Raw genomic sequence first — 12,233 nt, 5'->3', positions numbered from 1 at the left:
ATTATATCCACCCACCCAGCGGAAGCAAACATATGTTCCCATCCAATTATATCCACCTCGCCCCCATGCATCCGAGATATAACTGTGATATAATGGAAAATTGAAGCCGTGAAAATACGATTCTCTCTCTTCAACTCTTCAACAAAGAGCATGAGTAAACTACGAAACCGCACAGAAAGGGACGGCCATCTTGTATATTCAGCGAGGTTCAAGAGCCTTTGTGCGGGCCGCGTCCGCACTTGCCGCCGGCAGCTTCGTGACATTTGCCGCATTGTACAGCGTACAGCCCCTGCTCCCTGAATTCAGCCGTGAATACGGGGTGTCCCCAGCCAGCGCAAGCCTATCCCTGTCCATCTCCACTGGAGTGCTTAGCATCTCCATGTTGTTGACGGCCGCACTTTCCGATGCATGGGGGCGGAAGCGGATGATGTTAGCCTCCTTGGCCGCTTCGTCGTTGCTTGTTTTGCTGACCGCTTTTGCTCCGAATTTCGCCACTCTGCTTGTCCTCCGGGCCCTGCAAGGCTTCACCTTGGCCGGGCTGCCCGCCATCGCCATGGCCTACGTCAATGAAGAGTTCGATCCGCACGACCTTGGGCTTGTCATGGGCTTAAACATCGCCGGCAATTCCCTCGGTGGCATGGCTGGCCGACTCGTCTCTGGAACCGTGGCTGACCTTTTCTCCTGGCGGATCGCGATGATAGGGATTGGCATCTTCGGCATCCTCGCCAGCATATGGTTTTGGCTGGCCTTGCCCAGACCCGCTCATTTCCGGCCGAACCCGTCGACACTCCGCAACACCCTGCCGTCATTTGGGCAGCATCTACGCCGCCCCGTCCTATTGGCACTGTTCCTGATGGGATTTCTGCTCATGGGGGGGTTTGTCACCCTATACAACTACATCACCTACGTGCTTTTATCCCCTCCTTACCACTTAAGTCGATCCGCCATCGGCGCGTTATACCTGGTCTATCTAGTGGGTACTTTCAGTTCAGCCTGGATGGGTAGGCTTTCCGATCAAACCGGACGCGGGCCGGTACTCTTTGCGGGGATTCTGATCACGTTCGTCGGCGCTTGGATGACTTGGCTGCCGCCGGTCGTCTTCAAACTCATTGGCTTGGCCATCTTCACGTTCGGCTTTTTTGGCAGTCACTCGGTGGCCAGTTCCTGGGTGGGAGCCTGGGCTGGTCATAACCGAGCCCAGGCATCCTCCTTATACCTTCTGTTTTATTACGTGGGTTCCAGTCTAGTAGGGTGGATTGGCGGATTCTTTTTCAATGCTTGGGGATGGATTGGTGTGCTCATGCTCATCAGCGTTCTGTTGTCTACAGCTATCGTGGTTTCCGTCTGGCTCATCCGGAGAGAAAAACGTCTTCCCTCTAGTCATTGACCCGCTCGAAGATCACCGCGTTGGCCATACCGCCACCCTCGCAGATGGCGATGAGCCCATAGCGGCCTGCCCGCCGCTCCAACTCGTTCAACAGCGTCGCAACGATGCGCGTGCCCGTTGCGCCAAGCGGGTGTCCCAACGCAATTGCCCCGCCGTTGACGTTTATCCGGCTCCAATCCACGCCCGTTTCGCGCTGCCAAGCCAAAACCACGGAGGCAAACGCCTCGTTCACTTCGAACAAATCGATATCCGCGAGAGAAAGCCCTGCCCGCTGCAACACCTTTTCCGTAGCCGGAATCGGCCCGGTCAGCATGGTGACCGGATTGACGCCGACCACGGAAAACGCGACCAACCGCGCCCGAATTCGCAGCCCCAGACGCTTTGCGGTCTCCCGGGAAGTGACCAGCACGGCACTGGCTCCGTCCGAAATCTGGCTGGCATTTCCGGCCGTGATCAACTGCAGATCCGGAAAGGCTGGCTTCAATTCGGCCAACTTCTGCATCGAGGTATCGAAACGGATTCCTTCATCGTGAGCCACAGGTGGACCTTGGCGATCACTGACCTTTACCGGTACAATCTCTGCCTGGAAATACCCTTGTTTTTGCGCCTTGGCGGCGCGCCCATGGCTTTGCAAGCTGAATGCGTCCAGTTGTTCGCGGGTGAATCCCCACTCCTTGGCAATTCGCTCGGCTCCGGCCGCCTGACTGAACCATCCATCCGACATCCCATATCGGGCCGCCAGTCGGGATGCCAGCGGCGTTCCAACACCCTGACCGAGGTTGCTGAACATCGGCACCCGGGACATGGATTCAACCCCACCGGCAATCACACAGTCATACCCACCCGCAATCACTCCTTGGGCGGCGAACTGCAGCGCCTGCAAGCTCGACCCGCACTGTCGATCGAGCGTCACAGCCGGCACGAATTCAGGCAGGCCTGCGGTCAACCACGCATTTCGCGCCACATTCGCCGCCTGTTCTCCCACCATATCCACGCATCCGAGGATGACGTCTTCCACCAACTCGGGCGGGATGGGGTTACGACGCAATAGTTCCAATAACAAATCGGCCATCAAATCCACCGGATGCACCTCGGATAAGATGCCCCGTCTGCGCCCAATCGGCGTCCGAATCGCATCGACAATCACCGCTTCCCGCATACCTCTACCCCCTTCGCGTTTTCCGAAACGCCGCACATTTCCCCGGTGTACGAGTGTATTCAGATTTTACGTCTGCGCTGTATCCTATTTTACGTCGGCTATGAAGAAAGCCCCAAGCGTTTTCAGACCCGATTCTTTTTTTTCGAATGGATGTAACATTACCCCCCTGACATTCGTCATCCTTTATGAGTTGGTAATTGGGAACAAAGGAAAACGTATCGGCGGCTGAGCGGCATCAAGCCCCCGCAAATCCGCCGCCAAAGGGGTGTCAATTGTGGGCCTTGGATTGATTGTCACGGTTGTCTTTCTCGGGGCGCTTTTGGGACTATTCGCGCGGCAAACACTCAACACCACTGAAGCGGACGAAACGCAAGAGGGGACGTCTACATCGGACAATAGGACACTGCCTCCGCACGCCATGTAGCGGCTGGTGAAACTTGAAATGCATGTCCGGACACATACTTTAAGAACGCACAGGAAGATACAGAGACAGGTTGCGCGACAGGGCGACAAGCCGGTCGCCTTTTTCTTTTGCTTCCTCGCTCCGCCCAGGCTGAATCCGGTCTATTTCAGGCTGAGGAGTCCACGGCCGATACAAAACGTTTGACCGCGCCGGTGAGTCTAGACTCCCACTTTCCCTCTGCACCCACGCATGGGTGAGGCGATGGGCCTCATTCAATATCCACTCTGTATCCAGTTGCACCGAAGCCAGAAGCTGTACAGGGTCCTCTGCCAGCGCACGCAGCCACGCAAGAACCGCAGCCAATACGTGTGTACACGGAAGCACGGACTCTCCGCACGTACAGCTAGCCTGATGATGAAACCGCGTTACGTAGGAATCGGTTGGAAATAGATCCATACCCTCCTGGTGGATAGCAGCTAAAAAATCTGAAGCCAGGTGACCGCGCATCAACCCCGCCAGCCAGTCGGGGTGCAAAAAAAACCACGCAGCTACAATCCGGCGATGAGGCCGCCAATCATCCACCAGTGGAAAGTGAGCCTGCTGATGCGCCGCCGGACCATGGCCACGGACCCGCGCAGTGACCATCCCCTCTTGATAACCCCATTCTAGAACCCCGTCCACCGCCAACGCCCTCGCTCGTCGCCACACCACCCTGTCTACGTCATCAAACACCGGTTTCCAAAGTGACTCCAAATACGCTGCGGTTCCCGACGCGGCGTTCACGCCTTTGCCCGCCTGCTTCTTGTTGTAGGGCATCGGATCATTCCTCCTCCCCCAGCGCCGATTCAACATCCAGGGCAAACAACGCCCTCAATTGCGCATCGTCCAGTTCCGTAATCCACCCCTCCGCGCCTTCCACAACCGCCGCGGACAACTGGCGCTTTGCGGCAATCAATTCATCAATCCGTTCCTCCAGGGTCCCGGAACAGACCAGCTTGTGTACCTGCACGTCCCGCGTTTGTCCAATTCGAAACGCCCTGTCCGTCGCCTGGTCTTCGACGGCCGGATTCCACCAGCGGTCAAAGTGAAACACGTGATTCGCTCGTGTGAGATTGAGTCCGACGCCTCCGGCCTTCAGCGACAACACCAAAATGGGGGCCGCATGCGACTTCGTTTGAAAGCGTTCCACCAGTTCACCGCGTTCGGCCGGACGCAGTCCCCCGTGCAGAAACCCCGGCCGCCAGCCAAACTTCGCTGCCAAGGCATCGCAGATAATTTCCCCCATCTCACGAAACTGCGTGAACACCAGACCGGCCTCTCCCTGATCCACCACTTCCTCAATTAAATCGAGCAGCAGCGACAACTTCCCGGAACGCTCTGGGTCTGTCGATCCGCCGGTAATCAGTGCGGGATGGTCACAGACCTGTTTCAGGCGGGTTAAGGCGGTTAAAATCCGTCCCCTGCGCGACATGTTCGATACGGCCTCCGGCAGACGTACCCACAATTCATTGACAATCGATTGATACAACGCCGCTTGTTCGGTCTTGAGGCCGGCCGTGTCGCGGACCTCCCACTTATCAGGCAGTTCCGCTTGAATGGACGGATCGACCTTACGGCGACGGAGCAGTACTGGCGTGAGCAGCTGAGCGAGATGGCGGGCCGTCGGCCCCTGCGGATGCGCCGTGATGGGCGCCGCGAAATGACGGCGAAACCAGGTTTGCCCCCCTAAGTACCCGGGATTGAGAAAGTCCATAATCGCCCATAGTTCCTCCAAGCGGTTTTCTACCGGCGTCCCGGTCAGGGCAATCCGATGACGGGCTGATAGCTGCCGGACAGCCGCAGCCTGTTTGGTGTCCACGTTCTTGATGTTTTGCGCTTCATCGACCACCACCGCATCCCAGTCCACCTGACTCAACTCGTCCACATCACGGACGCAGGTGGCAAACGTGGTCAACACCACGTCCGCCTTTATGCCCTCTCTCGCCAGCCGGGTTTGCCCTCGTTCATCCGTCTCGTGGCGCTTCGCCCCATGGTGCACGTAGACCCTAAGCGCAGGGGCAAACCGCTGTATTTCAGCCCGCCAATTGGGCACAAGTGAGGTGGGACAGACCAATAGATGCGGTCCGCGCGCCTGCCCCTGCTCCTTCACGCTTAAGAAATACGCCAGAACCTGTATGGTTTTCCCCAGCCCCATGTCGTCCGCCAGACAGGCACCAAGCCCCAAGTCCCGCAGCTGCAACAACCAGAAGAACCCCTGCTTCTGGTAGTCCCGCAGCTGCCCGCGAAACCCACGCGGTAAAGGCCAAGGCTTTGGGACGCGCACCTGTGCCAACGCCTCGACGAAATCCCGCACCGGCGCCGCATCCGGATCGAACGAGACCTCCAACGGCAAATCCGCCTGCTCGTTTTGCAATACGGAACGGACCAGTTCCCAAACCGACATACTCGCAGGGGCACCGTCCGTCAGCGCGCGGATGCGTTCGACAATCGCTTCGACAGGAATGCGTTTCCACGTACCCCCAGCATACACGTACGGTTGTTGTTCGCGGACCAAGGATTCGAACTGCTCTTTCGAGACTTCGGCGTCGTCAACGACGACGGACCAATCAAACTCAACTAACTGTTCCAGGTCAAACCACGCGTTCACTGCGTTCGCCCTGGCCGCTGGACGCGACCGGCGTCGTGTACGCTTCACCCGTACGCGAATCCGCACATCCTTCGTATCCAGGTGCTCCAAATCGGGTGTCAATACCGGGAAGCCAGCCTGCAGCAGGTTGGGAATTTGCTCGTTGATTAGCTCCATCACTTCCCTCGGTTCCACAACCACCTCGCCGGGAGCCGGATTCGACAGCATACGCGCGATGGCCGGGCACACCTCCGCCGCTTTCGCCAGCCTCGGCAAAAGCCAGACATCCGGGTCTGTCAGGACGTCCTCACCTATTCGCCAGCGACGATCCGTTTGCCGCCACCACTCCATCAGCGGGGCGCGCCACGGGAACCACCGATGAACCACCATCCCCCGAAAGGTCCAATGTCCGTCCATTCCTTGCTTGGGTGGAATCAGTTCAAACGCCAACTGCCAGTCCACAGACCCGGTTTTATCGAACAGGGACTCGCTCCATCCGGAATCCCGCAGCTCCATGGCCAGCATCCGCCCCACCAGCCAACGATCCGCTATAAACACCCGTTTTTGTGCCTCGGGATGCTGCTCGCTGAGGCTCTGTTGCCAGTTATCTACCAGTTCCGCTTCCCCGCGGTAACGAATTTGAAACGGCAGATTCGAAGACTCTGGCGCATGCGGGAGTTCGACGAGGTCTTGACGGACCAGCCAGTCCGTACAAACCCACATCCAGGCCGCCAGGGAGGTGTCATTCCCCTCACATCCAGGTAACTCATACCCTTGGTGCAGGATGGATCGAAAGAGGGCGGCCCCAGGTCCCATCCGCCAAGCCGGAATGAAGATGGAGCTGTACTGGCCGGAGGGACTACCTTGACGCACAGACAGACCATCTCCGCTCTGGACATCGAGGGGTTCCGCCAATACCTGCCGCCATGTCCAGTCCGCCAAGGCCGCAAACGGCAAGACGTCCGCCTCCTGCACCAACCGCTGAGCCAAGCGGAGCAGATTCAGGTGCAGCGCCAGCTCCGGTCCAATGAGGACGCCCTCCCAGGTGTGACGGTTCAACACATCCACAAACTCATGTCCAGGGATGACCAGCGCCACCCCGGGACCAACCGGGCTGTCCCCCGTCTGATACTGAACCCCGAGCGTACTGGCCAGCTCACGCAGCCACTTCGTCTCTCCCTCCACCAGCCAGAGAACTCCAGTCCCGAGCTTAGTCCATGGGTCTGCGGCGAGAAATGCCCCGTTCAGCGGAACGCCGCCGTGTTCGTTCTGCCATCGGCGGATGTCGACAGTCTTGTGTGCCCAACCCGATGCCGTAATGTGATGGCTGTCTTCCACCGTTTCGTCCGCCTCCATACTTTGTAAACCCTATTCCTTCATTATATCACGCAAGCGTGGGCAACACCGACAGCATATTCGCCGCCCTTGTCCCGTATGTTTGAATACCGTAAAGGACACGGACGCATAAACGTCTAGCACGCGACTGCGCTTTTGGAGGCGAGATCCTTGAACGGTTTTCTCGGCAACCTGTTCGCCTATTTTTTTATCGCCATGGGCATGGTTTTGGGTGGTTCTCTGCTGGGCGGTGTCGCAGCGGCCATCATCCATTGGCCAGCCCCTATGGGGTATATGCTCCAACTGGCGGATCGACTGAAAATCTGGGCTATGGTCAGCACCCTTGGAGGCACGATGGATACGCTGCGAGCGATTGAAACCGGCGTTTTACATGCGAATCTGAACGTGCTGGGCAAACAGTTCACCTATCTCACGGCTGCATTCATCGGTTGTCAGGTCGGCTATTGGCTGATTGAAACCTTATACGCGGCGCAGGGAAGTGAACTACCAAAATGAAACCGCGTCTCGCACTCGCCCTGCTGATTCTGGGCGGCCTTTTCGGGTCGGTTGCCATGCTCTCTATCCTCGGCGCACGCATCGATACCTTGTCGACCGAACTGCAAAAGTCAGAGACCACCATCGACGAACTGAGCGCCGAGATTCAACACCTCAAAGACCAGGCGGATAGGCCCGTGCAAAAGCCGACCATCCAAAAATTCAGCGTGGAAATCGTCGAGGCCCCCAGCGACGTCACAGAACTACAGAAAATCCGGGCGGCCGAGTATGTCAAGCAGAAACTCGCGTTTCTAGTCGGCCTCCCGCTCGATCCGCTCGTGGAAACGCCTGCGTTCATCCCATCCATCATCGATGGCCGAACCATTACTATCGATGAAAAAGACTACCGGTTTCACGTCAAAACCTTGGTCATCGGTGAGGTCCCCTACCTACAGGTGACGTTAACCGCGGCGGAGTAACGTGTATCTCAAAACCCCAGCGAAGACCCGTCGCCGTCCTTCTCCTTTCGCCCCTTGCCCCGTTACTTTTCCCCTGCAACCGCAAGCCGCTCGATTCGCTCTACACTCGATTCGCTATAATAGAGACGTTCCAGAAAGGATGGTTTTTTTGCTCTACAGTGACATGACACCCGAGCAATTACAGCGTGAGATGAAAGACCTGCAGCAACAGGGACAGCGCGCGTATGACGAGGAAAACTGGAGCCAATATGAAGTGCTGATGCAAAAGTGGTACCTGGCCAAGTCCTATCTTATCGAGCCTGAAGCCGACATCCGGATTGGGGCCACCTATCGCTTGGCGGAAGCATACGACCAGTTTACGGTGGCCAAAGTCAAAGGGGTCATGGCGTGGGGCACCCGGATGTCGGACGGCGCCGAGATTGCCGTCCCTATCGCCATGCTGGAAAAGGATTGAGCGGCGGATGCGGCCGCTCATCCGCCCAAAAGAACGTCTTCCCACTCCTTAGGTGCCTGGTTCAGTGAGCGCGCCCCTTGCTCCTCAATCACCACCAAATCCTCGATGCGCACGCCAAACTTTCCCGGCAAATACACCCCGGGTTCAATGCTCATGACCATCCCCGGCTCCAACACCTGTTCGTTCCCGGCCATGACGAAGGGCGCCTCATGGATGTCGAGCCCAACCCCATGCCCCGTTCGATGCGTAAAATACGCCCCGTATCCGGCCTCTGTAATCACGCGGCGAACGCACGCATCGACCTCGCCCAGGGCCACCCCTGGACGCGCCGCCGCGATGCCTGCCTTCTGCGCCGCCAACACCACCTTGTAAACTTCTTCCATCTCTTTGTCTGGCCGTCCGAGGACAAATGTCCGCGTGATGTCACTGCAATAGTGGCGATACAACCCGCCCGTATCGACGATGACCGTGGTATCCAAGAGCAGCGGCGTCTCGTCCGGATCGTGATGAGGCGCAGCCCCCATCGGCCCGGACGCGACAATCGGCGGGAACGACATTTTGGCCGATCCCGCCTCCCGCCACAACTGGGCCAGCGTCTCGGCGGCCGCTTGCTCCGTCATCCCTGGCCGTAAGCGTGCTGCCAGCTGTTGGACCACTTGGTCCGCCATCTGCGAAGCCCGCTCCAATGCCTCAATTTCCTCCGCGTCTTTCCGCGTGCGCAACTCATCCAAGAGCGCATCCGCGTTTCCAGGCAGCGTATTTTGGCCTAAGGCTGCGGCCAGACCGAATACGTGGCGAGCCGGCCACTGCCCGTCCACCAAAAGCCCTGCGGCACTCCCTAACACAGACACCACCCGCTCGTACGGGTTTTCTCCGTCCCGGAAATAGTAGGTTTCCACGCCGCACGCTGCGGTTTCCTCCTGGAACATCTCCGCCGTCACCCAGACCGGGTCCTCACCCCTACGCAGCACCAGGGCGTTGAGACGCTCGCCCGGTTCCAGCCAGACACCGGTGAAGTAGTACACTCCAGGAACGGAGGTGACTAAAGTGCTTTTAGCGCCCCGCTCCGTCATCAACTGTTCCATTCGCTGCCGCCGTGCTGCATAAACATCTTTCGTCATCAGTTTCTCCTCCGTCATCATCGTCACTTTCAACTTAGCCAGCTGTGTCTCCCGCTGCAGCGGCTTCGTGTTGACCGCCGCCAGCTCTCGCACCCACTGCGGACGATGGGTACGGGAACAGCTCGCTGACACGGACCGTGCGGCCGTATTCGTTTTTGTACACCACGTGTTCCCGAGAAAACTGCCGTGGGCTTTCCAGACCGGCGGCCGCCGCCAGAGCAAACAAACTCTCCCGCATTTGTAGAATGTAGTTCATCACCCGCCACTGCTTCTCCTCTGGAACGAGTGCCGCCTGATACTTCGGGTGGGTTGTGGTGACCCCGGTCGGGCACTTCCCGGTATGACACTGCATCGCCATAATGCAGCCATTGGCCATCATGAACCCGCGCGCTGAATTGACGCAGTCCGCCCCCAACGCCAAGGCGATGGCCACCTTGTCCGGGGTGATCAGTTTCCCGGACGCAAACACGACAAACCGGTCGCGAACCCCCATCTCCCGAGCCGTATCATCCAGCGTCAGCAAGGCGGGATACAGAGGCAACCCCATACTGTCGGCCATCGCCTTGAAGGTGGCGCCTGACCCCCCTTCGCCTCCGTCCACGGTGATAAAGTCGGGATAGATGTCGAGCCGCTTCATGGTCTCAAACAAGGTGGTCAGCCGTGCCGCATCGCCCACGACGATTTTGATGCCCACCGGTTTTCCGCCTTCCACCTGCAGGGTATGGACAAAACGCAGGGCTTGCTCCTCATTTTCAAGAAAAGGGAAACGGTTCGGAGAATTGACCGTCGCCCCCAAGGGCACCTTGCGAATGGCGGCAATCTTCGCGTTGACTTTTGCCCCTTCCAAGTGCCCACCGCGAATCTTGGCGCCCTGGGCAAACTTGAGTTCAAACGCCTTGATGTGCGGTTCCTGGGCCTTCTGCAGAAACTCTGTCAGCGAAAAACGGCCTTCGTCATCCCGATAGCCGAATAACCCTGGCCCAATCTGCGCGATGACGTCTACCCCCGTGGCCAAATGCTCCGGGGCCACCCCGCCCTCGCCGGTGTTAATCCACGATCCGCCCGCCATCTTCGCGCCATTGCCGGTGCTCAGGATATAATGCTCACCCACGGCGCCATAGGAAGTGGCAGACGCTCCAAACATGCCTTTCAAACGCCACGGATGGCGCCGATTCGGTCCCACCACAATCGCATCCTCGTCCGTGTACAACCACTTATGGGCCTTGTCTTCCACCATCCGTTCGTGCCGCGTGAACAGCGTCTCCTTGACAATTTCGTACTTTTTCCCGCGCACCGGCTGCTGATTGTCCGCCCGCAGCTCCTCCCTCAGTTTGGGAAACAACGCGTTGGAAAGATAGAATCCGGGCTGCTCGTAGTCGCGCTTAGCGCCAAAACTGATGAGGTCCGTGCGGTACTTACTCGCAAACACTACCCCCAGGTAATCGGCCCGAGAAAATGGTTTGCCCTCAGTGTCGTGGTCAAACCAGTACTGCCGGAACTCCGGCCCGAGCTTTTCCAGCAAATAACGAAGCCAACCCAGATACGGATGCGCCCGAATGACCGAGTGCTGCGGTTTTTTCGAGAGCGCATACATATACACCAGAAAGGCAATCGGTGGTACAACGACAACCAGCAAAAGGATGATAAGAAGGGTCATCTCCACGGCAGCGTATCCCCCCTGTGGTCTGCTCCTAGCCGTAAGCCGGATAAAACTGGCCACCGGGCCAATCCCTACTGCCTCAGTGTAACACAATACAGAAAGACCCACAGGCAGATTCCCCATGGGTCTTTCTATCGTAAGCCGCCGATGGTTCGTCGCTTTCCGCAGCTACCGAAACAGACCGCGCAGGACAAACGCCACATTGGCGGGTCGCTCGGCCAGTCGGCGCATGAAGTAGCCGAACCAGTCGTTCCCGTAGGGAACATAGATGCGCAAGGGATACCCTTGTTGGACGAGTTCGGCCTGTAGCTGAGTAGCGATTCCATACAGCATCTGAAACTCGTATTTATCCGCCGGTATTTGGTGATCCGCAATGAATCGCTTGGCGTGCGCGATGATGGCGGGATCGTGCGTGGCAATGGCGGTGAATCCGGGACTTTGAAGCTGGGTCTCCATCAAACGGAGGTAGTTCGCATCCACCTGCGCCTTGTCCTGAAACGCGACCGATGCCGGCTCTTTGTACGCGCCTTTCACGATGCGCAGGTGGACGCCTTCGTTCCCCAGCCGCTGGACGTCCTCCAGGCTGCGAAACAGGTACGCCTGAATCACCGTGCCTACGTTCGCGTAGTCCCGGCGCAGTTCATCCAGGATGTCCAGCGTCACCTGGCAATGAGCGTAATCCTCCATATCTATCGTTACCATGATGTCCAAACGGGCGGCCGTGTCGAGAATCCGCCGCATGTTCTCCATGCAGAGTGGACGGCTGATGTCCAACCCCAACTGGGTCATTTTTAAAGACAATGTGGCGTCAACGCCGGACGCATCAATGGCCTCCAGCGTGCGCACGCAGACATCCGCCGCTTCTCGTGCCTCCGCCTCATCCTGGACAAACTCCCCCAGGTGGTCGAGTGTGACCTTCATGCCGGCGCGATTGAGCGCCCGGATGGTCGCAATCGCCTCCTCAATCGTCTCCCCCGCCACGAACCGTTTGGCGCCAAACCGCAACCCGTACCGTTTGGCCCAGCGGTTGGCCATCGGATTGGCTGCCAAGGATTGGAAGAACTTGCGCATAATCTGCTCCATGTTTACCTATCCCCCACATCCTCCATTGGCC

General features: G+C 58.1%; 10 protein-coding genes. 4 read left to right on the top strand and 6 right to left on the bottom strand.

Annotation, left to right across the window (positions count from 1 at the left end; all coding sequences use genetic code 11):
• Window positions 1-190 precede the first annotated feature (190 nt).
• A complete protein-coding gene (locus H522_RS0111210; RefSeq protein WP_245578091.1) occupies window positions 191-1,387 on the top strand; it encodes an MFS transporter in 1,197 nt (398 codons plus the stop codon).
• Here H522_RS0111210 and H522_RS0111205 read toward each other — a convergent pair.
• From H522_RS0111205 to H522_RS19030, 3 genes are all read right to left on the bottom strand, one after another.
• Complete coding sequence (locus tag H522_RS0111205; RefSeq protein ID WP_026962379.1) at window positions 1,377-2,546, bottom strand: thiolase family protein; 1,170 nt, start codon at window positions 2,544-2,546, stop codon at window positions 1,377-1,379. The two genes, H522_RS0111210 and H522_RS0111205, sit on opposite strands and share 11 nt — an antisense overlap.
• Window positions 2,547-3,009: 463 nt before the next feature.
• Complete coding sequence (locus H522_RS0111195; RefSeq protein ID WP_026962378.1) at window positions 3,010-3,765, bottom strand: SWIM zinc finger family protein; 756 nt, start codon at window positions 3,763-3,765, stop codon at window positions 3,010-3,012.
• 4 nt (window positions 3,766-3,769) lie between these two features.
• The gene (locus H522_RS19030) at window positions 3,770-6,931 is read right to left on the bottom strand and encodes a DEAD/DEAH box helicase (protein WP_051344197.1); all 3,162 of its coding nucleotides are present in this window, start codon (window positions 6,929-6,931) and stop codon (window positions 3,770-3,772) included.
• Between the two features lie 150 nt (window positions 6,932-7,081).
• Between H522_RS19030 and H522_RS0111185 the strand changes: the two genes are divergently transcribed.
• From H522_RS0111185 to H522_RS0111175, 3 genes are all read left to right on the top strand, one after another.
• On the top strand, window positions 7,082-7,426 hold the full coding sequence (locus H522_RS0111185; RefSeq protein WP_035453595.1) for a YtrH family sporulation protein: 345 nt from the start codon (window positions 7,082-7,084) through the stop codon (window positions 7,424-7,426).
• The gene (locus H522_RS0111180; RefSeq protein WP_026962376.1) at window positions 7,423-7,884 is read left to right on the top strand and encodes a sporulation membrane protein YtrI; all 462 of its coding nucleotides are present in this window, start codon (window positions 7,423-7,425) and stop codon (window positions 7,882-7,884) included. The genes H522_RS0111185 and H522_RS0111180 overlap by 4 nt, the downstream gene beginning before the upstream one ends.
• Window positions 7,885-8,032: 148 nt before the next feature.
• Window positions 8,033-8,338 (top strand): YfhH family protein, encoded by a 306-nt coding sequence (locus H522_RS0111175; protein WP_026962375.1) that lies wholly within the window; start codon window positions 8,033-8,035, stop codon window positions 8,336-8,338.
• Window positions 8,339-8,355: 17 nt separating this feature from the next.
• Here the strand turns inward: H522_RS0111175 and H522_RS0111170 are convergent, their stop codons facing one another.
• From H522_RS0111170 to H522_RS0111160, 3 genes are all read right to left on the bottom strand, one after another.
• A complete protein-coding gene (locus tag H522_RS0111170; protein ID WP_035453647.1) occupies window positions 8,356-9,459 on the bottom strand; it encodes a M24 family metallopeptidase in 1,104 nt (367 codons plus the stop codon).
• Between the two features lie 34 nt (window positions 9,460-9,493).
• The gene (locus H522_RS19025; RefSeq protein WP_425387017.1) at window positions 9,494-11,116 is read right to left on the bottom strand and encodes a glutamate synthase-related protein; all 1,623 of its coding nucleotides are present in this window, start codon (window positions 11,114-11,116) and stop codon (window positions 9,494-9,496) included.
• Window positions 11,117-11,287: 171 nt separating this feature from the next.
• Window positions 11,288-12,202: a proline dehydrogenase family protein gene (locus H522_RS0111160; protein WP_026962373.1), complete on the bottom strand. Its 915-nt coding sequence runs from the start codon at window positions 12,200-12,202 to the stop codon at window positions 11,288-11,290.
• Between the last annotated feature and the right edge of the window lie 31 nt (window positions 12,203-12,233).

Source organism: Alicyclobacillus herbarius DSM 13609 (genome assembly GCF_000430585.1).
Classification (GTDB): domain Bacteria; phylum Bacillota; class Bacilli; order Alicyclobacillales; family Alicyclobacillaceae; genus Alicyclobacillus_G; species Alicyclobacillus_G herbarius.
The sequence above is the reverse complement of the archived record's forward strand: the minus strand, read 5'-3'. Positions and strand labels throughout refer to the sequence as shown.